The organism is Allosalinactinospora lopnorensis, assembly GCF_000981225.1.
Classification (GTDB): Bacteria; Actinomycetota; Actinomycetes; order Streptosporangiales; family Streptosporangiaceae; genus Allosalinactinospora; species Allosalinactinospora lopnorensis.
Genome location: NZ_LAJC01000047.1, coordinates 1 through 22476, shown reverse-complemented (window position 1 = coordinate 22476; position 22476 = coordinate 1). Strand labels below are relative to the sequence as shown.

Annotated in this window: 23 protein-coding genes and 1 pseudogene; 18 read left to right on the top strand and 6 right to left on the bottom strand. The window is 69.5% G+C overall.

The window, feature by feature from the left end; translation table 11 throughout:
• Positions 1–163: 163 nt before the first annotated feature.
• On the top strand, positions 164–892 hold the full coding sequence (locus tag VS93_RS17040) for a response regulator (RefSeq protein ID WP_052745819.1): 729 nt from the start codon (positions 164–166) through the stop codon (positions 890–892).
• A gap of 110 nt (positions 893–1002) precedes the next feature.
• Here the strand turns inward: VS93_RS17040 and VS93_RS17035 are convergent, their stop codons facing one another.
• Positions 1003–1182 carry a DUF397 domain-containing protein gene (locus VS93_RS17035; protein WP_046470904.1) on the bottom strand — a complete coding sequence of 60 codons (180 nt, stop codon included), beginning with the start codon at positions 1180–1182 and terminating at the stop codon, positions 1003–1005.
• Entirely contained in the window at positions 1166–1984 is an 819-nt protein-coding gene (locus VS93_RS17030; RefSeq protein ID WP_052745818.1) for a helix-turn-helix domain-containing protein, read from the bottom strand. Before VS93_RS17030 ends, VS93_RS17035 begins: the two co-directional genes overlap by 17 nt.
• Positions 1985–2340: 356 nt before the next feature.
• Here VS93_RS17030 and VS93_RS17025 point away from each other — a divergent pair, with 356 nt between their 5' ends.
• From VS93_RS17025 to VS93_RS27095, 11 genes are all read left to right on the top strand, one after another.
• Positions 2341–2529, top strand: a complete 189-nt coding sequence (locus tag VS93_RS17025) for a helix-turn-helix domain-containing protein (RefSeq protein ID WP_046470903.1) — start codon at positions 2341–2343, stop codon at positions 2527–2529.
• Positions 2526–2783: a hypothetical protein gene (locus VS93_RS17020; protein WP_046470902.1), complete on the top strand. Its 258-nt coding sequence runs from the start codon at positions 2526–2528 to the stop codon at positions 2781–2783. Before VS93_RS17025 ends, VS93_RS17020 begins: the two co-directional genes overlap by 4 nt.
• Before the next feature lie 85 nt (positions 2784–2868).
• On the top strand, positions 2869–3354 hold the full coding sequence (locus VS93_RS30530) for an NERD domain-containing protein (RefSeq protein ID WP_156184891.1): 486 nt from the start codon (positions 2869–2871) through the stop codon (positions 3352–3354).
• A gap of 199 nt (positions 3355–3553) precedes the next feature.
• Positions 3554–5224, top strand: coding sequence for an Eco57I restriction-modification methylase domain-containing protein (locus VS93_RS17010; protein ID WP_201776671.1), 1671 nt, complete (start codon positions 3554–3556; stop codon positions 5222–5224).
• Positions 5225–5233: 9 nt separating this feature from the next.
• On the top strand, positions 5234–5962 hold the full coding sequence (locus tag VS93_RS17005) for a PaeR7I family type II restriction endonuclease (RefSeq protein ID WP_046470901.1): 729 nt from the start codon (positions 5234–5236) through the stop codon (positions 5960–5962).
• Positions 5963–6261: 299 nt separating this feature from the next.
• Positions 6262–7641 carry an ABC transporter substrate-binding protein gene (locus VS93_RS17000; protein ID WP_046470900.1) on the top strand — a complete coding sequence of 460 codons (1380 nt, stop codon included), beginning with the start codon at positions 6262–6264 and terminating at the stop codon, positions 7639–7641.
• A 49-nt stretch (positions 7642–7690) separates the two neighbouring features.
• Positions 7691–8251 (top strand): carbohydrate ABC transporter permease, encoded by a 561-nt coding sequence (locus tag VS93_RS30525; protein WP_201776670.1) that lies wholly within the window; start codon positions 7691–7693, stop codon positions 8249–8251.
• Entirely contained in the window at positions 8167–8658 is a 492-nt protein-coding gene (locus VS93_RS30520) for a carbohydrate ABC transporter permease (protein ID WP_201776669.1), read from the top strand. Before VS93_RS30525 ends, VS93_RS30520 begins: the two co-directional genes overlap by 85 nt.
• Positions 8655–9584 carry a carbohydrate ABC transporter permease gene (locus VS93_RS16990; RefSeq protein ID WP_082126959.1) on the top strand — a complete coding sequence of 310 codons (930 nt, stop codon included), beginning with the start codon at positions 8655–8657 and terminating at the stop codon, positions 9582–9584. The genes VS93_RS30520 and VS93_RS16990 overlap by 4 nt, the downstream gene beginning before the upstream one ends.
• 5 nt (positions 9585–9589) lie before the next feature.
• Positions 9590–11326, top strand: coding sequence for an alpha-N-acetylglucosaminidase (locus VS93_RS16985; RefSeq protein ID WP_052745816.1), 1737 nt, complete (start codon positions 9590–9592; stop codon positions 11324–11326).
• Positions 11302–11772, top strand: coding sequence for an alpha-N-acetylglucosaminidase C-terminal domain-containing protein (locus VS93_RS27095; protein WP_052745815.1), 471 nt, complete (start codon positions 11302–11304; stop codon positions 11770–11772). The genes VS93_RS16985 and VS93_RS27095 overlap by 25 nt, the downstream gene beginning before the upstream one ends.
• Before the next feature lie 9 nt (positions 11773–11781).
• Here the strand turns inward: VS93_RS27095 and VS93_RS16980 are convergent, their stop codons facing one another.
• Positions 11782–13347, bottom strand: coding sequence for an acyl--CoA ligase family protein (locus VS93_RS16980; protein ID WP_236700592.1), 1566 nt, complete (start codon positions 13345–13347; stop codon positions 11782–11784).
• Positions 13348–13484: 137 nt separating this feature from the next.
• Between VS93_RS16980 and VS93_RS16975 the strand changes: the two genes are divergently transcribed.
• A complete protein-coding gene (locus VS93_RS16975; protein ID WP_046470899.1) occupies positions 13485–14315 on the top strand; it encodes an SAM-dependent methyltransferase in 831 nt (276 codons plus the stop codon).
• A gap of 95 nt (positions 14316–14410) precedes the next feature.
• Here the strand turns inward: VS93_RS16975 and VS93_RS16970 are convergent, their stop codons facing one another.
• Entirely contained in the window at positions 14411–15178 is a 768-nt protein-coding gene (locus tag VS93_RS16970; RefSeq protein ID WP_046470898.1) for a Stf0 family sulfotransferase, read from the bottom strand.
• Between the two features lie 133 nt (positions 15179–15311).
• Positions 15312–16460, bottom strand: coding sequence for a helix-turn-helix domain-containing protein (locus tag VS93_RS16965; RefSeq protein WP_052745814.1), 1149 nt, complete (start codon positions 16458–16460; stop codon positions 15312–15314).
• A gap of 472 nt (positions 16461–16932) precedes the next feature.
• Here VS93_RS16965 and VS93_RS16960 point away from each other — a divergent pair, with 472 nt between their 5' ends.
• The 5 genes from VS93_RS16960 to VS93_RS16940 all read left to right on the top strand — a co-directional run bounded on the left by VS93_RS16960 (position 16933) and on the right by VS93_RS16940 (position 21440).
• Positions 16933–18324, top strand: a complete 1392-nt coding sequence (locus tag VS93_RS16960) for an NAD-binding protein (RefSeq protein ID WP_201776668.1) — start codon at positions 16933–16935, stop codon at positions 18322–18324.
• Between the two features lie 403 nt (positions 18325–18727).
• Positions 18728–19384 (top strand): hypothetical protein, encoded by a 657-nt coding sequence (locus VS93_RS16955; protein ID WP_156184890.1) that lies wholly within the window; start codon positions 18728–18730, stop codon positions 19382–19384.
• Between the two features lie 449 nt (positions 19385–19833).
• A complete protein-coding gene (locus tag VS93_RS16950; RefSeq protein ID WP_162231691.1) occupies positions 19834–20142 on the top strand; it encodes a hypothetical protein in 309 nt (102 codons plus the stop codon).
• Positions 20139–20582, top strand: coding sequence for a hypothetical protein (locus VS93_RS16945; protein WP_156184889.1), 444 nt, complete (start codon positions 20139–20141; stop codon positions 20580–20582). Before VS93_RS16950 ends, VS93_RS16945 begins: the two co-directional genes overlap by 4 nt.
• 129 nt (positions 20583–20711) lie before the next feature.
• Positions 20712–21440 (top strand): aspartate/glutamate racemase family protein, encoded by a 729-nt coding sequence (locus tag VS93_RS16940; RefSeq protein WP_046470894.1) that lies wholly within the window; start codon positions 20712–20714, stop codon positions 21438–21440.
• A 110-nt stretch (positions 21441–21550) separates the two neighbouring features.
• Here the strand turns inward: VS93_RS16940 and VS93_RS31840 are convergent.
• Positions 21551–22021: pseudogene (locus tag VS93_RS31840) on the bottom strand (sigma 54 modulation/S30EA ribosomal C-terminal domain-containing protein); the annotation flags it as partial.
• Positions 22022–22476 lie beyond the last annotated feature (455 nt).

The window sequence follows — 22476 nt, the reverse complement described above, 5'->3', positions numbered from 1 at the left end:
CACCCTGCTCCGGGCCACCCCTTGTACAGAAGCGGCGACGTAAAGGAAGATGCACTAGCCGACCCATGTCCTGGCCGCGGGAATGAGGCTGCAACGACGACGGCGCCTTCCGCGGTTGCTGTGCCAGGTCGGGGCGATCCCGTCGGCCCCGCACCGGCGGGTGATGTCGGCGCAGCGGACCCCCGCCCTGAGAAAGGAAACACACGTGAGCGGGCAACCCCCCACGCCCATCAGAGTCCTCGTCGTCGACGACCACGCCTTCTTCCGGCGCGGCCTGGTCTCTGTGATCGCCGACGAGTCCGACATCCACGTCGCGGGTGAGGCTGGGGACGGTGAGGAGGCGATCCGCAAGGCCGGTGACCTGGTTCCCGACGTGGTCCTGATGGACGTGCGCATGCCGCGGGTGAACGGCATCGACGCGTGCACCGGCATCAAGAGCGCGGCGCCGAACGCCAAGATCGTGATGCTGACGATGAGCGACGAGGAGGACGACCTCTTCGAGGCGCTCAAGGCCGGAGCAACCGGCTACCTGCTGAAAGAGGTGTCCGTCACCGAACTGCCGCAGGCGGTGCGGGCGGTGGCCGACGGCCAGTCGTTCCTCAACCCGTCCATGGCCACCAAACTCATCTCGGAGTTCACCAGCCTGGCCCGCAGGGACAGGGACAAGGTGCGCGCGCAGCAGGCCGCGGAGTCCCCGCTGACGGACCGGGAGATGGAGGTGCTCAAGCTGATCGCGCGGGGCCTGAGCAACCGCGCCATCAGCGAGCGGCTCTTCATCACCGAGAACACGGTCAAGAACCACGTGCGCAACATCCTGGAGAAGCTCCACCTGCACTCCCGCATGGAGGCCGCGATCTACGCGGTGCAGGCCGAGCTGATCGAGGACGACTGACCGTCTCCCGGGCCGCTGTGCGGCAGGATCGCCCGCTTCGGCCGACCACCGGCCCCGCACACACGAGACGCCCCGGCCCATGCGGTGGGCCGGGGGCGCCTTACCGAGGTCTACAGGTCGTCTGTGCGGAGGTCCGCCAGGAAGGCGGACCATTCGGCGGGGGGAAACGACAGATGTCCGGCGGTGCGGTTCTGCGTGTCCCGGACCTTCACCTGCTCCGGCAACTCGGCAACCTCGACGCAGTCGCCGCCGTTTCCCTGGCTGTAGCTGCTCTTATGCCACTGCTCCATAGCGATCCTCCTGAATCTTCCGTATCAACTCGACGGAAGTGGGGAACGGATGGGCCTCCGCTTGCAACGTTCCGAACAGGGTCGACAGCTCCCGCACCTTGTCCGGAGCGTCGAACGTCACGCCGCCTAGAGTGTGCTCCACATAGCCGACCGACTGTGTGTCACTAAGCGCCATCACCCGGAACGGGGTGCCGGGATCCGCGCTTGTGGGAGTGTCTGGAAGCGCCTGGACCTGGATCCTTCCCTCTTCCGTGAGTTGGACAATATGTCCCAGTTGGTCTCTCATAATCGTCTCATCACCCACAATGCGGAAGAACGTCCCCTCCTTGATGATGAAACGCACCAATGACCGATTCTCCGTGATCGCGGGGAGGCGCTTCGTGCGCCCCTTGACGATCTCTTCTACCTCCTCGGGGGGCGCACTGGGGGACCGGGCCTTGACTAGTGCCCGGGCGTAGCCAGAGGTCTGAAGCAAGCCGGGGATGGTCGTGGGCTCATACGCCCTGATCTCGGCCGCGCGCCGTTCCAGGATCAGGATGTCCTTGAACCACTCCGGAACGTACCGCTGATTGTGCAGGTCCTGCCACAGGCGTCGTAAGGTCCCACCTGTTTCCAAGGTGGCGTCCAGAGCATCCGCATGCTCCGCTCGCGGAACTCGCATCGCTCGCTCAAGCGCACCCAGCATCGTGTGGGAGAGATTGATCTTGTCCGCCAGTTGGCGTTGCGTTAGCCCAGCTTGCTCCCGTAGACGACGTAGCTCGGTGCCGAACTGAAACCATCGGGTCTTCTCTCTCCTCGCCATGCGCCTCAGAATCGCACCGCTTGGTGACCAAGAGCGACCACTTCGACAAAAAGACTCAAAAGTGTGGCTTCCATGGCAGGTCAATGCTGGTTCCGTCATGGTTGGGGCGAACACACAAAAGCCCTAGCGACCGTGGTAGCGGCCCTAGGGCGTGGCCACCAGCTAATGCAGGGAGCTGATGACATGATCAGTTTGCCATCGCGCCCAAGCGCGCGGATTCGCCCCTACCTGGTCGCGGTTGAGCAGCGGCGGCGAGCCGACCGGCGGTTGCGCGCGGCGTGGATCGCCAGGCGTCAGTGTTGGGCCACCGCCGCCGATCGCCTTCTCGGTCTTCTTCCCGAGGCGGTGGCGGCGTGATGGAGGTCCACCCCGACCACTACCTGTCCACCAGTGAGGCCGCCCAGGTCCTGAACATCTCCCCCTCCACCATGCGGGCCTGGGCGCGTAAGGGACGGATCGGCTACCTGGCCACCGTGCACGGCTGGCGCTACTACCGCGCCGGTGACGTCTACGCGCTGCGCGAGGCCCGGAAGGCGCAGCGATGATGGACCTGAGCCCGAAGGAGCGCCACGCGCTCAACGACCTCGTTGACCAACTGGTCGAGGCCACCGAGGACCACGCCTACTGGTTGGGATCGGTCCGCCAGACCTCGCTGGAGTTGCGCGAGCGGTTGACCGAATGGCTCGACACCGAACAGCCGCCCTCCGCCGCCGAACCGATCCAGGCACACTGGCAGTGCCCGGCCTCCGGATGCCGCTTCTCCTCCAGCCCCCCCATGTCGCACTCCTGCCCGCTGTAGACACCCCAACGACAACCAAGCGGAAGACAACCCTTATAGGCCAACGTCACCGAGCACAGGACACACCGCGCTCCGGCCCCGCCGCATCCCCTTCGCGGCGGGGCCGGCTCATGTCCGAGCGTCCGACCGCGTTCGGCACGCTCGCGCGCTTCCCGGCGGCGAGGGCGCGGTCGACCACGTCATCGTGGGTACGCGCGGGGTGTTCCTCCTCGATTCGGAGAACTGGGATCGGCGGCTTTCGGTCTACACCAAGCTCGACCGGCTGTATCACGGCAGGTTCTCCAAGAACGAGTGTTTGGAGGAAGTCCGGAAGAAGTCCCGCGCCGTCCAGCGAGTCATCACCGACGAGCTGCAGAGAAAGGTCGCGGTGCGTGCCGGCCTGGTCGTCTACGGCCCAACCCTGCCCTGGAACATTCACCGTATCGGCGGCGTCGATGTCATCGGCGGGTTCAACGTGCGCCGGTGGCTGCGCAGGCAGGAAACGGACGGCCTCACCGAGGCCGACGTCGAACGCACCATCAGCGCGCTCCAACGGGCCCTTCCGCCGCGCTATCAGGAGCAGGAGCGGTGAGGACTCCTTGTCTTTCCGTGAAGGCCTGGGGCGCCGCCGAGAGCTTCCGTGCTGGTCCGCTGCCGCGAGGCCCGGGGGCACTGTCCTATCGCGCACCTTTGCTGCTATCGAGCGGCTCCGGCCCAGAGCGACCCTTGTCTCGTCCACAATCGCTGCTGGCGCAGGGGGCTGCGGGGGTTCTGCTTGTAGTGTGCTCCCTGTGACGCAGCTTGGGCTTTTCCAGGGCAGTGACGTGCTCCCTCCGTCTTTGCAGGAGGCGATCGAGCACGGGGAGGTGTTCACCCGCGGCTGGGTGGTCGAACTGCTGCTCGATCTCGTGGGCTATGTCCCTGAACGGGATCTGGCCCGGCTGGTGATCGCTGAGCCGGCCTGCGGGCGCGGGGCGTTCCTGGGCCCGATCTCCCGCCGGCTCGGCGAGTCCTGCCGGCGCCACGGCCGCGGCTTGGAGGATGCGCTGGGCTCAGTGGTCGCCTATGACCTGCTGGAGTCCAATGTGGAGCACAGCCGCGTCCTGGTCCATCAGGAGCTCGCCGCCCAGGGCTGGGATGCTGATGAGGCCCGGCGCTGCGCGCAGCACTGGGTCGGCCAGGGCGACTACCTTTTGGCCCGGCCGACCGCGTCGGGCGCGGACGTTGTGGTGGGCAACCCGCCCTACATCCGCCTGGAGGATGTACCTGCGGCGCGGATGGCGGCCTACCGGTCCGCGCATCCCACCATGGGCGGGCGCGCCGATGTCTACGTCGGTTTCTACGAGGCCGCCTTGCGCAGCCTGAACCCCGGCGGGGTGCTGGGCTTCATCTGCGCGGACCGTTGGATGCACAATCAGTACGGCGCCCGGCTGCGCGAACTCGTCGGGCGCGAGTACAGCGTGGACGTGGTGCTGTCCATGCACGATGTAGACGCCTTCGAAGAGCAGGTTGCGGCTTACCCGGCCATCACCGTCCTCAGCAGCCGCCCTCAGGGCGAGGTCGTGGCCGCCGAGGCCACCCGCTCCTTCACCCCCCAGGACGCCGCCCAACTGGTGGAGTGGTGCCGCGCGGGCGGAGGCGGGCTGGAGCGCTGGGGCGTGCGGGCGGTGCGGCTGCCCCACTGGTTCAGCGGCGGCGACTTCTGGCCGGCGGCCTCCCCGGCGCGCTTGGCGCTGCTGGAAGACCTCACCGACCGCTTCCCCACCCTGGAAGACCCTCACGGCGCCACACGGGTGAGTATCGGTGTGGCCACCGGCGCCGACAAGGTCTTCATCACCACCGACCCCGACATCGTCGAACCCGAGTGCCTGCTGCCGCTGGCGATGGTGCGCGACATCGCCTCGGGCACCTTCACCTGGCAGGGCCACTACCTGATCAACCCGTGGACCCCCGCCGGGAACCTGGTCTGCCTGGACGACCTGCCGCGGCTGCGCCGCTACCTCACCGCGCACGCCGCCGTGCTGCGCCGGCGCTATGTGGCCGTCAAGCAACCCGAGCGCTGGTACAAGACCATCGACAAGGTCGACCACTCCCTCATCGGCCGCTCCAAGTTGCTACTGCCGGACATGAAGACCACCATCCACCCGGTGCTGGACGAGGGCGGCTTCTACCCGCACCACAACCTGTACTACATCACCTCCCAGGACTGGGACCTGCGCGTGCTGGGCGGGCTGCTGATCTCCGGCATCGCTGAGGCCTTCGTGCACGCCTACGGCGTCAAAATGCGCGGAGGCACACTGCGGTTCCAGGCCCAATACCTGCGCAAGATCCGAGTTCCCCACCCCGGCCGGATTGGCGATAAGGTCCAAGCGGCGCTGTCGAAGGCCTTCGAGCGCCGCGATGTCGCGGTGGCGACCGAGGCCGCTCTCGACGCCTACGGCTTGGACCACCTGCCCGACTAGGAGGCCCCGGTGGCGGTCACCCGTCGCGACCTGGAAGAGGCGATCGCCCGGTACTGGGGGGTGAAGGACGCCCAGAACACCAGCTCACAAGTGGCGGGCCGCGTGGGTGCGGGCACCGCGGGCTCGGTGCGCGGTGGTAAGCACTTCGACGTCATCGCTGAACTCATCGCCAAGTTCTTCCGGGAGGCCGGCTACCCCGACAGCGCGATCAGGATCGCCAAAAAGCACGGCATGGAGCTGCCCGGCTATTACCGGCCGCAGAAGCAGTGGGACGTCGTCATCGCCCACCGCGGCACTCTGGTGGCGGCCTTCGAACTCAAGGCGCTGGGCGGGCCTTCCTTCAGCAACAACTACAACAACCGGATCGAAGAGGCCCTGGGCAGTGCCGTGGACCTGCGCCGCGCCGCCCTCGCCGAGCTATATCCCGGCGAGAAGCCCTGGCTGGGCTACTTCTTCATCATGGAAGACCATGCCAAGTCCCGGGAACCGGTGCGCCTCGCCTCCAAAGCGGCGATCCCTGCTGACAGCATCTGGCAGGGCACCTCTTACCAGGATCGGTTCGCTGTCTTCTGCCGGCGCCTGATCGAGGAGAATCTCTACGACGCGGTCTGCTACATCACCTCCTCCCAGCACGACCCCCACCCGGTCGAACCCGTCGCATCCTTGGACTGGGCCCACTTCTGCGCCGGAGTCAACGCCCGCATTAGCTACCTGCGCGATCTCGGATACCCGGGGTGACAGGGCTATGGCCACCCGTCCCGCGTCCACAAGCGGCCCCGTCAGATTTTCCGGACAGTGGCAGATCTACGCCGTGGTCGTGCCCGAGTTTCGAGGTCGCACCGGCCTACCCCGATGGCCAGGACCTCAAAGGCGTCTTCGCCGAGACCGGCCGGTGCGAAAAGGCTCCGCGGCACGACCCGGCCCGGGGGCCGACGCGTTACGGCGGTCCCGCGCTGGGTCTTTGACCCTGCTCCCCGTCCGGCGTAGAACAGAGCGGTAGAGAGCTCGACCCGGCTTCGCGAGCGGAGGTCGCTTTCATGCCGGTGGCCAGACGGATCGCCGTGGCGCTCATGGCGATGGCCACGTTGGCCGCGACCGCGTGCTTCCCCGGGGCCGGGGGCCACAGCAGGGACGGCGTCATCACAGTCTGGACCGTCCTCGTCCTGCCGAACGAGCTCGAACAGATGCAGTCGGTCCTGGACGATTTCACGGCCGGTACCGGGATCGAGACAGAGCTCGTCGCGATCGACCCCGGCGACATGCCGACAGCCGTCACGAACGCGGCCGCGGCCGGCGACCTGCCCGACGTCCTGTTCCACACGGTCGACCTGACGCAGGGGTGGGCCGCCGACGGGATCCTCGACGCCGGCGCCGCCGAGGACGTCATCGCCTCTCTCGGGCGGGAGACCTTCAACCCGGCCGCGCTGGACCTCGTCCGGTCGGAGGGCCGCACCGCCGCCGTTCCCAGCGACGGGTGGGGGCAGTTGATCTTCTACCGCGAGGACCTGTTCGAGGAGGCCGGACTGGAGCCGCCGACGGACTTCGACGCCATCGAAGAGGCCGCGCGCACCCTGCACGGCGGCGACACGGTCGGCCTGCTCGCCGGAACCTCCACCAGCACGCCCTACACCCAGCAGACGTTCGAGCACATCGCCCTGGCCAACGGATGCGAACTGGTCGACAGCGAAGGGCGGGTCGACTTCCACACCCCGCGCTGCGTCGAGGCGATCGACCGCTACACCACGTGGATGACGGAGTACTCGGCCGGCGGGCAGCAGGACGAGTTGTCCACGCGGGCGACCTACCTCTCCGGCCGGGCGGCCATGATGATCTGGTCCCCGCACCTGTTCGACGAGCTGTACGGGCTGTCCACGGAGATCGCGCCGTCCTGCCCCGAATGCGCGGACGACCCCGGCTGGCTCGCCGACAACACCGGCTTCGTGCAGCGCGTGAGCGGACCCGGCGGGGACCCGGTCCAGTTCGGCCAGACCCTCAATCTCGGCATCACCCCGCACGGCGACGTCGAGGAGGCCCAGGAGTTCGTCGGCCACCTGCTGTCCGACGGCTATCCCGGCCTGCTGGAGGTCGCGGCCGAGGGGCAGTTCCCGATGCGCCCGGGCACCGGCGAGGCCCCTGAGGAGTTCATCGGCAGTTGGAAGGAGGCCGAGGTGGGAGACACGGCTGAGACGTCGACGATCGGCGCGATGATCGGCGAGGACGGCGTGTCGGCAATCTCCGACGGCGCCCTGAACTTCGAGCGCTGGGCGGTGGCCGGGGACCAGGGGCCGCTCGTGCAGGCGCTCTACGGGGAGTTCGTGGTGTCCCAGGCGCTGCAGCACGTGATGCAGGGCACCATGACCCCGGACGAGGCCGCCCGCCAGGTCCAGGAGCGGGCCGAGGAGCTCAGCGCCGACTGACGCCGCCACCGGCGGTCCGGCGACCACGCGCAGGTAGGAAGGGGCGAGGATGGCCAAAGGGGTGGCGGCGCTGCTGCGCCCGTCCGGCTACGCGCAGCGCCGTTCGCGCTTCGCTCTGGCGCTGGTGTCCCCGACGTTCCTGGTGATCGCCCTCGTGGTGCTGATCCCCTTCGGCTGGACCCTGTTCCTGGCGCTCACCGAGATCCGCCTCATCGACCTGCCGTACGTCAACCTGACCAACGCCGACTACACACTCGGCAACTTCCGGCAGGTGCTGACGTCGTCCGACTTCTGGTCCAGCGCCGCCGCCACCGCCGCCTACACGCTGTTCGGCGGGGTGGGCTCCGTCCTGATGGGGCTGCTGGCCGCGCTCGCGCTGCACCGGGCCTTCCCCGGACGGGCGGCGCTGCGCAGCCTGCTGCTCGTGCCGTTCGCCGTTCCGGTGGTGGCCGCCGCCCTGCTGTGGCAGACGATGCTGGACCCGCAGTTCGGTTTCATCAACGCGGCGGGGCAGCGCTGGCTGGGATGGGACGACCCGGTGCTGTTCCTCAGCCAGCGCAGCGCCGACGTCGAGGTGCTCGGCCTGACCGTGGCGGTCCCGGTCGCCTGATCACCGTCATCGTCTTCGAGATCTGGCGGTCGTTCGCCTTCTCGTTCCTGTTCATCCTGGCCCGGCTGCAGGTGATCAGCGGCGACCTCATCGAGGCGGCCCGGATCGACGGCGCGGCCCCGAGCCAGGTGTTCCGGCACATCGTGCTGCCGCAGCTATGGGGCGTCCTCAGCCTGCTGCTCGTGCTGCGCGCCATCTTCATCTTCCAGAACTTCACCGATGTGTACCTGCTCACCGGCGGGGCGGGCGGCACCCAGATGATGAGCCTCCAGGTTTACGAGTACCTCACCGCGCGCAACGACCTGGGCGGCGCCTCCGCCCTCGGCCTGGTGATGGCCGCGGCCATGGGCGTGCTGCTCGTCGCCTACATCTGGCGCGTCCAACCGCGGAGCGGAGGGCGGCTATGACGCACACGCACCGTACGGCGACCGCGGCGCGGTCCGCGGCCGCGCACCTGCGGCGCCGCGGCTGGGAACGCGAGCGGGTGGAGAACGTGGTCTTCGGCGCGCTCGCGTGGCTGATGCGTGCGTTCCTCCTGGTGATCACCGTGGTGCCGCTGGTGTACCTCGTCGCGCTGTCCGCGCGCCCGCTGGAGTCGCTGCTGGCCGACCCGCTGCGGATCCTCCCCACGGCGGCCGAGGCGACGCTCGACGGCTACCGGCGCGCGCTCGCCCCGATGGAGGAGGGCGGCTACGACGTCGGGAGTTTTCTGCTCAACAGCCTCTTCGTCGGGCTGGGAACCGTCGCGTGCGCGCTGCTGTTCTCCGTGCTCGGCGCCTACGCTGTGAGCAGGTTCCACTTCCCCGGCAAGCGGACGCTCGGTGTGCTGTTCCTGTCGGTCTACCTGTTTCCGGCGGTGGTGATCGCGATCCCGCTCTTCGTCCTCTTCACGGGGATGGGGCTGCGGGGGTCGCTCGTGGCGCTGGTGGTCATCTATCTGGCGCAGACGGTGCCGGTCGCGCTGTTCATGCTCCGCAACTTCTTCGCGGGCCTCCCCGAGAGCATCGAGGAGGCCGCCGCGATCGACGGCTGCGGCGGGCTGCGCACGATCCGGCACGTGGTGCTGCCGCTCGCGGTGCCCGCTCTGGTCGCCACGGCGCTCTACGTCTTCATCGTGGCGTGGAACGAGTTCCTGTTCGCGCTGCTGTTCCTGCTGGAGACCCGGGAGAGCTGGACGGCGTCGATCGGCATCGCCCTGCTGGACAACCAGGATGTCGCGCCGACCGTGCTGCTCGCGGCCTCCGTCGTCATGACGCTGCCGATCGCGATCCTTTTCCTGTTCGCGCAACGTGTCTTCGCCGAAGGACTGACCGCGGGTGCCACGAAGGAGTAGCGACGATGTCCATCCCCGCTTCCCGGCCGGACACTGAACGGGCCGAACAGCCCCAAGGGATCCCCGGCCTGCTGCGCCGCCTCCTCGGCGAACGCGCTGAGGAGTTCGTGCCGGCGGAGCTGCCGTCCGGCGGTGCCGGAGACACGTTCGAGGTCGAGGCGGTCGGCGCGCGCGTCGAGCTGCGCGGGACCTCCCCGGTCGCCCAGGCCAGTGCGCTGAGGTGGTACGTCGGCCAAGTCTGCGAGCGGGACGTCTCGTGGGACACGCGCGGGATCACCCTGCCGGCCCGGCTGCCGAACGTCCGCCGCACCCGCCGGACGACGCCGTTCCGGTACCGCTACCGCTTCAACTTCTGCACCTTCAGCTACACCACCGCGTTCTGGGGCTGGCCGGAGTGGGAGCGCGAGATCGACTGGATGGCGCTGCACGGCATCAACCTGCCCCTCGCCATCACCGGCCAGGAAGCCGTCTGGCAGGCCGTCTACCGCCAGTTGGGGATGGACGACGACGACATCCGCGCCTTCCTCGGCGGACCGGCCTACCTGCCGTTCACCTGGATGGGGTGCACCGAGCAGTGGGGCGGCCCGCTGCCGCAGTCCTGGATCGACGCCCACGAGGCGCTGGGCGGGCGCATCATCGAGCGGGAGCGCGAATTGGGCATGACGCCGGTGCTGCAGGCGTTCGCGGGAAACGTCCCCGCGGAGATCGACAGCGGGCACTCCCGGCGGTGGTTCGACTTCCGCACCCGGATGCTCGACCCGCGCGACCCGCGTTTCCGGCGGATCGGCCAGGCGTTCGTGGCCGAGCAGACGCGCCGGTTCGGCACCGGCCACTGGTACGCCGCCGACCCCTTCATCGAGACGACGCCCCCGACGGGCGAGCCGGCGGGGCTCGCCAAGCTCGGCCGTGCGGTGCACGAGTCCATGGTCGGCGCCGACCCGGAGGCCGTATGGGTCATGCAGAGCTGGCCGTTCAGCTACAAGGGCGGGTTCTGGACGCCGAAGCGGATCAGCGCGCTGCTCGGCGCCGTCCCCGACGACCACATGTTCCTGCTCGACCTGTGGGCCGAGCAGCGGCCGCTGTGGCGGGAGACCTCCTCGTTCCACGGCAAACCGTGGGCGTGGTGCGTGCTGCACAACTTCGGCGGCCGTCCCGGCATGCACGGCAAACTGCCCCGCGTCGCCGCCGACCTCGCCGAGCTCCTCGACGATCCGCAGCGGGGGAGCCTCAGCGGCATCGGGCAGACGATGGAGGCCACCGGCGGGGACCCGGCGGTCTACGCCTGCCTCACCGACCTCCTGTGGCGCGGGGACGTCACCGACCTCGACGAGTGGGCCCGCGGCTATGCCCGGCGCCGCTACGGGCGCCGGCTGCCCGACGCGGAGGAGGCCTGGAGCATCCTGCTCGGCACCGTCTACGCGGACCGGGAAGCCGCCGGCCCGCCCGCGTCCATCGTCATCTCCCGGCCCGGCGTGCCGGACGAGGCGGAGCCGGCCGAGCCGGCGTACCGGCATTCGGGTCGTCCGGAGTGGGACCCGGCCCACCTGGTGGAGGCCTGGCGCCGGCTTGTGGTCGCGGCCACCCCGGAGCTCGCGGCCGGCCCTTACGGCCGCGACCTGGTCGATGTGGCCCAGCAGGTCCTCACTCTGCTCGCGCGTGTTCGGCACGGCCGGGTCGTGCGCGCCTACCGCGCGGGCGACGCCGCCGTGACCCGCCGGTGCGCCGACGCTTCCTGGGCCTGATCCGCGACCTCGACGAGCTCCTGGCCACGCGGCCCGAGTACCTGCTCGGACCGTGGCTCGACCGGGCGCGCTCGTGGGGCGCCACGCAGGAGGAGGGCCGCCTCTACGAGTGGAACGCCCGCCGTCTGATCACCGTGTGGGGGCCGCGCGACAGCCCGCTGCGCGATTACTCCGGACGCCACTGGGCGGGCCTGGTGGCCGGCTACCACCTGCCGAGGTGGCGGATATGGTCCGACCATCTCGGGGAAGCGCTCGCGACCGGAACCCGGCTGGACGCCGGCGGCCTCGGCAGGGCGCTGACCGAGGCGGAGGAGTCCTGGTGCGCCGCGCAGGACCGTTACCCGGACCGCCCACAAGGGGAGACCCTGGAGGTGGCGCGCCGCCTCTTCACCGACTACGCCTCCGACGCCACCGGGATGTCCGCGGGCGGCCGCGGGCCCCGCTGAGTGCCGCCGTCACTCCGGGGAGGGCGGGCCGTGGCCGGGCTGAGCGCTCCATTGGCGCAGGACGTTCTTCTGCAGCTTGCCGGTGGAGGTCTTCGGTAGCTCGCTGAAGTTCACCCGGTGCGGGGCCTTGAACGGGGCGATCCGCTCGCGGACGAAGTCGATGAGCTCCCGCTCATCGGCGGAGGCGCCGGCGCGCAGGGCCACGAAGGCGACGGGCACCTCGCCCCATTTGGGGTGCGCCGTCCCCACTACCCCGGCCTCCAGCACGTCGGGGTGTTCGGTGAGGGCATTCTCCACCTCGACCGAGGCGATGTTCTCGCCGCCGGAGACGATCACGTCCTTGATGCGGTCGCGCAGCTCGACGTAGCCGTCAGGGTGCCGGACCCCCAGGTCGCCGCTGCGGAACCAGCCGTCGATCGTGGCCGCGGCGGTGGCCTCGTCGTCGCGGTAGTAGCCGAGCATCACGTCGTTGCCGCGCAGCAGGATCTCGCCGGGCGTGCGCCCGTCGGAGGGCACGTCCTCGCCCTCCGTGTCGACCACGCGGACCGGTTCGGCGACCACGTTGGCGATCCCCTGCCGGGCCACCAGCCGCGCGCGCTGGTCGGCGGGCAGGTCGTCCCACTCGGGTTGCCACTCGCACACCACGGCCGGGCCGAAGGTCTCCGTCAGGCCGTAGAGGTGCCGGACGTCGATCCCCAGGGCGCCCATGTGCTCCAGCAGCGCGGGCCAGGGCGGTGCGCCCCCGGTGAACACCCGCACCGGCCGTGCGGGCGCGGTGGCGCCGCTGTAGTCGGCGAGCATCGCCAGTACCGTCGGCGCGGCGCAGAAGTGCGTGACGCCCTCGGCGTGCACCGCCCGCCACACCTCCTCGGCGCTGACCTTGCGCAGGCAGTGGTGTACGCCGCCGGCCGCGGTCACCGCCCACGGGAAGCACCAGCCGTTGGTGTGGAACATCGGCAGGGTCCACAGATATCTGGACGAGGTGTCGAGCTTCGCGTGGTAGGCCATCGCCAGTGCCTGCAGGTAGGCGCCACGGTGGTGGTACATCACGCCTTTGGGGCGGCCGGTGGTGCCGCTGGTGTAGTTGATCGAGAGCAGGGAGCGCTCGTCGGCGACATCGGTCCGGTGCGGCCGCGTCGCCTCCAGCAGCGAGCCGTACCGTTGCGAGTCGACGACCTCCGGCCGGTCGTCGATGTGGTCCAGCGCCTGCTCCAGCAGCGGCCGGTACTCGGTGTCCACGACGACCAGCCGAGCCCCGCTGTGTTCGAGGATGTAGCCGATCTCGGGCGCGGCCAGGCGCGTGTTCAGCGCCACCAGCACCGCACCGGCCAGGGGCACACCGTAGTGGGCCTCCAGCAGCACGTGCGTGTTCGGCGCCAGCACCGCGACCCGGTCGCCCGGACGGATCCCGCTCTCGGCGAGCAACCCGGCCAGCCGCTGCGCGCGCGCCCAGAACTCCCGGTAGGTGTAGCGCAGGTTCCCGTCCACGACGGCCGGGCGGTCGCCGAACACCGCGGCCGCACGCTCCAAGAACGCCACGGGGGTCAGTTCCCGGAAGGCCATCGCACCCATCATCGCCCCTTTCCCGCTGGTTCCAGCCGTCCTAGGGCATACCCGTCAACAGCGCCGAATCGCCTGATTGTGGCCGTCGCCGGAACGACGGCCTACGGTGGGGCGGAAAACCTGCCATAGCGCGACACGGGAAGAACTCGATGACCGGCTCCTCCCCTACTCCCGGGCCCTCGCCCGAGGATCCCGAACTGCTGGTCGACCCTTCCGTCCCCCACTCCGCCCGGGTGGTGAACTACTGGCTCGGGGGCAAGGACAACTACGCTGCCGACCGAGAGGTCGGCGAGCAGATCACCAAGAGCAACCCGCAGATGTTCGCCATCGCCCGCGCCTCCCGGGCCTTTCTGAACCGCGCCGTCCTCCACCTGGCGGGCGAGGCGGGAGTTCGCCAGTTCCTCGATATCGGTACCGGCCTGCCCACCGCCAACAACACCCACGAGGTCGCGCAGACGGTCGCGCCCGAGTCCCGCGTCGTCTACGTCGACCACGACCCCCTGGTGCTGGTGCACGCACACGCGCTGCTGGTCGGCGTGCCCGAGGGCAGCGTCGACTACCTGCACTTCGACCTGCGCGAGCCCGACGAGATCCTGCGGGCCGCCGCCCGGACCCTGGACTTCGACCGGCCGGTCGCGCTCATGCTGATGGGGATCCTGGGCCACATCACCGACAACGACGAGGCGTACGCGATCGTCGACCGGCTGATGGCGGCCCTGCCTTCGGGTGGTTATCTGGCCCTGTGCGACGACACCAACGTCGTCGACGGCGAGACGATGGACGCGATGGTGCGGCACTGGAACGAGGTCGGCACCAACCCGCGGGTCAACCGCAGCCCCGAAGAGCTCGCCCGGTTCTTCGACGGCCTGGAGCCGGTGGAACCCGGCCTGGTCTCGGTCCCCTACTGGCGCCCCGATCCCCCCGAGGCCGGAACCCTCTCCGAGCTGGACCACTTCGGCGGCGTCGGCCGCAAGCCGTAGCCGCCGGGCGGGCACCCGCGGGCGGTCGTACGGGGATCCGGCCGCCGCGCGGGCGAGGCCCAAGAGACGAACGGAGGTGTCAGAGCGGCGGGTGATCACGCCGGGCGGTGTCTGCGCTTCGCGACCTTAGCCCGGTAGCGGTCGATCCACTCGGCGTTGAGCTCGTCGGCCTGGCGCCGGTGCCTGGGCGCGATGGCGGCCCCGGCGGGAAGGCCGAGGAAGTCGAGGACGCCGCGGGTGGTGCCCGCCATGTCGGCGACCAGCTCCTCGTAGACGACCGGGTGCGGCCGGATGCCGAAGGAGGCGAACCACTCCCGCCAGCCGGTGTTGTGCTCCTCGATCAGCCGGACGAGGTCGTGGATGCCGTCGAAGTCGAAGCGGGGTTCGTCCCCGGAGGGCTCGGGGCGGCCCGCGCACCACAGGTTGGTCTGCTCGGCACGCAGCCAGGACACGGCCTGGGCCACGATGTCCGCACGCCGCAGGAACACGAACCGGGTACGGCCGAGCTCCCGGTTCAGCAGGTCGAGGTCCGCATCCGCCAGGCTCGGGTGGACGGCGGCCAGTTTGGCGACGACCTCCTCCAGGGTCCCCCACATGACCTTCGCGCCGAAAACCCCGTTCGCGGTGCGGCCGGCGGCCAGCGCGGCACGCACGTAGTCCTGGTAGCGGAAAACACCGGAACCATCAGTGATCCGCCACTGCCGGGCCCACGAGCGCTCGTCGGGTTGACGGAAGTAGGCCTCAGGGCATCCGGCGATGCCGGTCGAGGCCAGCAGTCCGCACAGCAGCGAACTCCCTGTGCGTGGGGTCGCGCAGACCAGGTACGAATCGGCCCATCCGGCGGCGTTCGTCATCTGGGGCATCGGACAGATTCAACACGACCCGGCCCGCGGGGCGCGACCGGTTTTCCCGTTCGATCAGGTCGGCTCTCCGACCCGGCGTGTTCCAAGGCGTCGGCCGCAAGCCGTAGCCGGGGGCGGAAGGAGGCGAGTGATCTTAAGCGGCGGTCAGGTGGGAGGAAGCTATGTCCCGAGCGAGCTCCGAGAGGTGTGTGGGTGTACCAGGGTGGCGGCCAACGGCACGAAGCGCCGTGCGGAGGTGGCGGCGGTTGCGGCCGGAGCTGATCAATCCCAGTTTCGGGGGAATGGCGTCCAGAGCCGATGCGCACTCTCGCCATGCCCGGGCCACCGTGTACGCCTGCACCAGGGACACCTGGTAATAGAGGGTCCCCCGGCCTTCCGGGCGGAACGCTGCGGACAACTCGGCGGCGCGCTCCATCTTCGGCACGGCGGCGTCGGCGTCACCCAGGGCGAGCAGGGCCTCGCCTTCGTGTCCGCTCAACTCGCAGTCGTTCACCCACCACGTCCACGCGGGATCGCGCGGGGTGATCGAATCCTGAAGGGCGGCGCGTGCGGTCCCCAGGTCGTCCAAGGCGCGCCGGTGCTCTCCCATACACGCGAGCGCACGTCCTCGCCGTAGGCGCGCCAGCAGCGCTATGCGGGGCGGAATACGGGGGTGGGAAAGAAGCTCGTCAGCGATCCTCAGGAACTCTCCGGGGCGATCCACCTCTACGTCCTGCATAGCAAGGTTCGTCAGCGCGAACCGCTCCATGGAGCGGTCCCCGGCGTGGCGTGCCAGCATGTGCGCTTCCAAGGTGGCGGTGCGGGAAGCGTCCTGCTGGTCGGCGTCGAACAGCAACCAGCCTGCCAGTTCTGCCACTTCGGCGGCGGAAGCCAGGTAGTCCCCCCGGCGTGGTTCGGGAATCGCGCCGTTGTCCAGCCGGTGTTGCGCGCTGCGCCATACGCGCACCGCGGCAGAGGCGATCTCGTCCCCGCCGTACCGGTTGTCGTGCGCGACCAGGTGATCAATGGTGGCGCGCATGTGCGCGATCTCGCCATCAACGCCGCTCGGTTCCTCCGGGAAACCCGCGGAGGGTTCATCGGGTGCAGTGGTTGCGTCCGTCAGCGTTCCGTCCGCGCCCAGGAACCGGTCCAGGGCGTCGGCCAACTGTTGCGACGGGCGCTGTCGGCCGTTGAGCACGCGCGAAAGACAACCGGGATCGTACTTGAGTTCGCGGGCGAGTTGCCGCGTTGAGACGCCCCGAGCCTGCATGGCCTCGCGGGCGCGGCGAGCGAAGTCGGTCACGGGGGCTCCCTCGGGGTGTTGACCGTTGCCCTCCAGGCTAGGCAACGCCGGTCAACTGGTGCGGTCGGATCCACATGCGGGAGCGTGGTGGGGAACGAGATCCCCGCGACGGCGGCACTCGGGTTCTATCGGTCGTCGCAACACCTCGGCTTTGGGGTGCGATGGGCTTTAAGAAGCTGCGTCGAGAGCGGGAGGCATACTTCCGGCTTGTGCGACAAGGTGTGGGTAACGCAGAAGCGTGTCGGATCATCGGTGCCAACGAGCGGATCGGCCGGGAGTGGCGCGACGGGCGACCGGAGGGAGGCAAGAAGCCGGCTCGGGTACCCGCGCGCTGGAGATGGGGGCCGCCGCACGCTGTCCACGCTGTGGCGGACAAGTCGCCCCCACCGTTGTTGGCCGTTCGAACAAGCGGTCGGGGGAACCGGTTTTCTAACGTGGGCCCTGCTGTCGTTCCCGGCGTGAGGAGATATTCGTGGAGGCCCCGCCAGCACCGGAGATCATGCCGGGTACGGACGCCCGTGGTGCGGGACTCTCGGATCGGCGCCTTCTGGTCATCGGCGGCGATGATCTCTGTGACGCCGTCGCCTCCTACGTCCACGTGTGGGGGCGGCCGGTTCGCCGGTTGCACGGCCCGTCCAACCGGGATGTTCAGGTGGCGTTGACCAATGACGTCGATGCGGTCGCGGTGGTCTCCCGCGACGACATCCGGGCCCTGCGCTACGCCCTGCTGGTGGAGCACACACGGCCGGGGATCCCGTTGCTGGTCACGATCTTCGACAGGACCGTGGCGGACGAGGTGGTTCGTTCTGTCCCGAACTGCACGGTGATCGCGATGACGGACGCACTGGTCCCGGCGCTGCTCGGCCCGTGTGTCGCCGAGACCATCGTGAGCCTTAGCCGAGAGACCGATGGTTACGTCACGGTGCGCCGCACGGCGAGCGGGCTGCGCGTCGAACGCGTCCCACGGGCCGCGATCAGGTGCCGACGAACGGTGCGGGACAGGCTCCGTGCGCAGCTGCGGCCTCTGGAGGGCACTACGCGGGTCCTGCTGGTGGGCCTGCTCGGGCTCGTGTCCGTGTTCACGCTCGACACCGTGCTGGGGGCGGCGGTGCTCCGGGAACCCGTCATCACCGCGGCGTGGCATGCCGCCACCACACTGACCACGGTGGACTCGCCCGCAGTGGCCGCACGTGCGCCAACGTGGTACCACGCCCTGTCGACGGTGACCCTGCTGTGCGTACTGGCGTTCTCCGCATTGTTCACCGCGGGGCTCGTGGACCGGATGACCTCCCTGCGCCTGACCGGGATGATGGGGACGCGGGCGGTGCCCCGGAGTGGGCACGTCGTCGTGGTGGGGCTCGGCCAGGTCGGGCTCCGGTTGTGCCAGGAGCTGCAACGGCTTGGCCTTGGCGTGGTCGCGGTCGAGCGCGACCGGCATGCCGCGTGTCTGCCGTTGGCCAGGTCCGCTGGGATTCCGGTCATCTTCGGCCGCGGTGGGGACCGGTTCCTGCTGCAAAAGCTCGGGGTGCCGAACGCCCGGGCGATCGTGGCGGTGTCATCGGCCCCGCTGGAGAACGTGGCGGTGGCGGTGGCGGCCCGCGCGGTGGCGCCGGACCGGCGGATCGTGATCCGGGCCGGGGGTGAGGACGACGTCGTGGCCGAATCCCGCTCCCTGTTCCGGATAGCCATGGTCTGCGACGTCAACCAGATCGGGGGCTCGTTCATCGCAGCGACCGCGCTCGAACAGCGGCCACTCGCCACCTTCACCGCCGACGACCAACTGTACGCGCTGCTCGAGGACGGCACGGTGCTCGACATCGGGTGGTGGCGCCAGGCCCCAGCGCCATGCCCCAACGCAAACTGAACGGACTCTCATCGCCTGCCGGGGAGAGTCCGGGCCGGGCTCGTCCACGGCCAGGTGCGCGTTCGCGGCCTCCAGCTCCTCGTGCCGCTCCCGCATGGCGGCGACAAGACCCTCGGAGAGGGAGCGTTCGCGCAGTACCGCTGCGATGTGCTCGAAGAAGGCATCGACGATCGCCGCGGTCTCGCGGTCGGGATCGGGAGCGTAGCCGCCGGAGAGCCCGAAGTGGTGGTCGGTAGCCATTACTGTCCTTTCGAGACGAATGGGTCCCGAAGCACGGACAGGACAGTGCCTGGGGCAGGGTCTGGCCGTGCTCGCAACCGGGCGAGCACGGTCGGCACGCACCACCGACCAACCAGGCGCTGACGGGCTTCAACTGATGGTGACACGGCAAGAATCGCATGGGGTGAGTGGGCATGTCCGCCGAACAGAGCGAGCAAACGGGCGAGGAGGAGCCTCCGGTGCGGGCGGGGAGGGGACCGGGGCGGCGGATCGGGCGCTTCGCCGGCGCCGGCTCGTGTGGTCGCTCGCCGTCCTCGCGTTCTTCGCGGCGGGAGTCGCGACGGTCCCCGCTGTTGTGCTGGCGAACCGCTTCTACCGCTTCGACGTCCCCATTCTCGCGGCGCCCGCCTGCTGGACGGCCGCTGTGGTCCTCTACGTCGCCTTCGCCCCGAGGCTGTCCCGGTACCGCGCACGGGTGTGGGGCTCGCTGGCCGCCGTCCTGGGACTGGTGACGGTGGCCCTGTGGCCGCCCGCGATGCTGGTGGACACCTGGGCCGATGACGGCAGCGAGGTGGTGGAGACCGAGGTGAGTTCCGATGGCCGTCACGAACTCGTCACGGAGTCCTTCCACAGCCTGATCGATCCCTCCTGCCGCGTCTGGCTGCGGGAGCGCGGGGGGCTGTTCAGCAGGCAGGCCCTCGTGTGGGAGGGGATCGACTCCATGTGCCCGGAACGCGTGGCCTTCGCGGACGGCACCGGGATCAGCATCACCGAGGCGGACGCCGCGGAGCCCGTAACGACGACCTTCGACCCCGACCGGCTGCGGACAGCGGGGATCTAGCCGGCTCCGGGGCCGGGACGTCCGGGAGCCCGGCCTAGCCTCCACACGATGACTCAGGCAGCGAAGGGGAGTCCCGCTCGGTCCGGTCCTGTCCCGCGCACGCTGGGATCCGGTCCCCGGCGGCGCCTTCCATCACGCCTCCCACGTACCCGGAAAACGGGAGGAGCGCTGTACGGAAGACGGCGATGCTCCCGGCACCCGCCGGGCGGCTGCAATTCGCGATCTCCAATTATCGGCCGAGCTGATTCGCGGATGGCCGGAAATCGGGCCGCGAAAAATTGAGAGGTCGATACCGTGATTCTCCGTATACGGTCGGATTTCCGGAGGGGTGCGGCACCCGGGGAGACCGTTCATGGAGGTGATCATTCCCGGATTCCGCTATTGAAGCCGGAGACACGGGCCGCTAGGGTGTCCGGAACAACTGGATGAATGAGATCATGGAGAATCTCATGGGAAACGGTAACCCTCTTTTTTCCAGCGGCCCCGGCGGTCCATCGGATGAAACCGCATGGCCGTCGCCCGGCGATCCCGATGTCGAGGTTCTGCACCCGAATTTCGATTCCAGAACCACGGCCATGTACCTGCTCCCGTGGACCCCCTTCATTTTCCTGTTCTTCCTGCTCTCGACGCTGGTCGGGGGGTTCGTCGGCCTGTACGGCCTCATGGGACCCACCGGACCGCTGCTTTTCGGTCTGTTCGGCGGCGCCTCTACACGGCGGGTCTCGGCTACGCGCACCGGCGCCAGGCCGCATCCGTGACCGTGCGGGTCTCACCGACCGGTGTGGAATGCAGCGATCTTCTCGGCACCAGGCTGCGGATGCGGTGGCGGGACGTCACGGCGATCGGACGTGTCCAGCAGTTCATGATGAACCGGGCGCCGCGGAGCCTGGCCTGGGCGGCATCCTCGGCCCGCGGGAGGACGGCGCTGGGCGGTCCGCTTTACCCGACTTCGGACGGGCTCATCGGGTGGGGCGAACAGGTTCTCCCCACGAAAGGCTCGCAGCCGGAACGACTGCGGTCCGTACTGGAGGCCGAGCCCCGCGATCCGCGAACGGGTAAATCCCAGGTCGCCATAGCGTTCAACGCGGCCGGTCGCCCCGGCCAGGACAACCGGCTCCTGGCGTACGCCTGGCACTACCGCCCCGACCTGTTCACGCCCCCGTCCGCCCCGAGTCCCGGCACACGGCCCGCGACCTGATCACCGGCCCCGGTCTTCGGGCGAGAGCGGCCCCTCCTCCGGACACCGCGGTCGCGGTCCGTTTCCCGGAAACGGGGGTCCGGCGATACTGGCCAGGACCCATGCCGTCCCTGGACCCGCGGAGCCGGAATGAAGCACCTCGGCATTCTCGCCCACAGCACAGAGGGGGCAGCCCTGTGCTTCCTCGCCTTCTGCCAGGAGGGGGTCCGCCGACTCGGTTCGCACGTGTACCCCGACGTGACCCTCGACTACATCGCCTTCGGGCACAGCATGCCCGCGTGGGATGCCGGGGAGCACGCCTCGGTCCGGGACACGCTGTCGGTGAGCGTGCGGCGGCTCGCCCGCGCGGGCGCGGACTTCTTCGTCTGCCCGGACAACACCGCCCACCAGGCCCTCGAACAACCGGGCGAGGATCTCGCGCTCCCCGGCCTGCACATCGCCGAAGTGGTCGCCGACCAGGCGGCCCGCGACGGCCGCGGCCGAGTGGGCGTGCTCGGCACCACCTACCTCATGGACAGCCCGGTCTACCCCCGAGCGTTCGCCGCCCGCGGGATAGCCACCGAAGTGCCCGATCCGGATGACCGCCGCACCATCAACACGATCATCTTCGACGAACTGGTGAACGGTGTGTTCACCGAGGAGTCCCGCGAGGAGTACGTCCGCGTCATCGAGCGGCTGGCGGGACGGGGCTGCGACGCGGTCGCCCTCGTGTGCACCGAGATCCCGCTTCTGGTGACGCCCGAGATCTCTCCCCTCCCCGCGCTTGACTCGACCCGCCTGATAGTCCGGGCCGCCCTCGACGTCGCCCTCGGCGACCGGGCCCTGCCGGCGTGGCGAGGCGGACCGGTCGGAGGCTGATGGCGCCGGTCTCGCCGGAGGAGGCGGTACGGGATCCGCGCCGTTGGACGTTCCTCGGCGTGGAGGCCGAGGAGCGTGTCACAGCATCGGCACGATGAGCCGTAGTGCCCGTCGTAGCGGTGGTAGAGCACGTTGCCCCGCCCGGTCGCCGCGTCGGCGAAGAAGAGGAAGGGCAGCCCGATGAGTTCGAGCCGTTCGACGGCTTCGGAAAGGGTGATCCTGGGCGCCGGGTGCGGGCTCACCGTCACAGGGGCGGCGATCGACCCGAGGTGTTCGGTGTCCGGGGACGACTGGGCGAGCCGGTAGCCGTCGTCCGACGGGTAGACCACACTGTCCTGGCCGGTGGACTCCTCGGTGAAGAGGTGGAAGCCGTAGTCGAGGGCGCTCATGTCGAGGATCGCCTCGTCGGTGGACTGCCGGGCCAGCGTGTAGGACTTGTGGCAGATCACCTCGCGCTCCTCCCGCGGCCGCGGGAAGTACGGCGGACGCTCCGCCGGCGGGCTGGCGTGACGCCATTCGTGCGATGCGGCCGATGGCCGCTTTCCACGCTGGGCCTCCCAGTCGCGGGAGGTGCGCTTCATGCGGACCCGCAGCCGCTCCACCATCTGATGGACCGCCTCGTGGCAGCTGGCCTCCGCGGCCTGGGCGCGCACCGGCCGCCCGTTCACATAGAGGTTGCACTGTGCGACGAAAGGACGGGGGACGGCCGGGTCGGGCAACCGGGTGATCCTCAGCCGGGCGGACAGCACCGGCTCGTGGGAGTGGGCCGCGGCGGCCCGCACCCGCTCCCGGGCATGCTCCACCTCCTCGGCCGAGACGTGTCCGCGGGTTTCGGTCTGGAGTTCGAAGGTCGTTGTGTCTACCACGGGTAGTGCCTAACTGTTCGTCCAGGGCCGGGCCATCGCTCCCAGTCTGGTCAGCGAGGGGCGGACCCACCTAGGCCGATGGCCCTATGAGACCAGGACGTTGGTATCGACGTCCCTGGTCAAAGCCCCCGCCATGAATATCTCCGGCTACTTCTTGTAGGCGATCCCCG

Bases quoted from the DNA above. Each gene is read 5' to 3' on its own strand.
- VS93_RS17035 (WP_046470904.1), bottom strand. From the start codon at position 1,182: ATGGAGCAGTGGCATAAGAGCAGCTACAGCCAGGGAAACGGCGGCGAC.
- VS93_RS16975 (WP_046470899.1), top strand. From the start codon at position 13,485: ATGACCGGCTCCTCCCCTACTCCCGGGCCCTCGCCCGAGGATCCCGAA.
- VS93_RS17025 (WP_046470903.1), top strand. From the start codon at position 2,341: ATGGAGGTCCACCCCGACCACTACCTGTCCACCAGTGAGGCCGCCCAG.
- VS93_RS30525 (WP_201776670.1), top strand. From the start codon at position 7,691: ATGGCCAAAGGGGTGGCGGCGCTGCTGCGCCCGTCCGGCTACGCGCAG.
- VS93_RS17030 (WP_052745818.1), bottom strand. From the start codon at position 1,984: ATGGCGAGGAGAGAGAAGACCCGATGGTTTCAGTTCGGCACCGAGCTA.
- VS93_RS16990 (WP_082126959.1), top strand. From the start codon at position 8,655: ATGACGCACACGCACCGTACGGCGACCGCGGCGCGGTCCGCGGCCGCG.
- VS93_RS16950 (WP_162231691.1), top strand. From the start codon at position 19,834: ATGGGAAACGGTAACCCTCTTTTTTCCAGCGGCCCCGGCGGTCCATCG.
- VS93_RS16940 (WP_046470894.1), top strand. From the start codon at position 20,712: ATGAAGCACCTCGGCATTCTCGCCCACAGCACAGAGGGGGCAGCCCTG.
- VS93_RS17040 (WP_052745819.1), top strand. From the start codon at position 164: ATGTCGGCGCAGCGGACCCCCGCCCTGAGAAAGGAAACACACGTGAGC.
- VS93_RS16985 (WP_052745816.1), top strand. From the start codon at position 9,590: ATGTCCATCCCCGCTTCCCGGCCGGACACTGAACGGGCCGAACAGCCC.
- VS93_RS17000 (WP_046470900.1), top strand. From the start codon at position 6,262: ATGCCGGTGGCCAGACGGATCGCCGTGGCGCTCATGGCGATGGCCACG.
- VS93_RS16970 (WP_046470898.1), bottom strand. From the start codon at position 15,178: ATGCCCCAGATGACGAACGCCGCCGGATGGGCCGATTCGTACCTGGTC.
- VS93_RS17020 (WP_046470902.1), top strand. From the start codon at position 2,526: ATGATGGACCTGAGCCCGAAGGAGCGCCACGCGCTCAACGACCTCGTT.
- VS93_RS30520 (WP_201776669.1), top strand. From the start codon at position 8,167: ATGGGACGACCCGGTGCTGTTCCTCAGCCAGCGCAGCGCCGACGTCGA.
- VS93_RS16980 (WP_236700592.1), bottom strand. From the start codon at position 13,347: ATGATGGGTGCGATGGCCTTCCGGGAACTGACCCCCGTGGCGTTCTTG.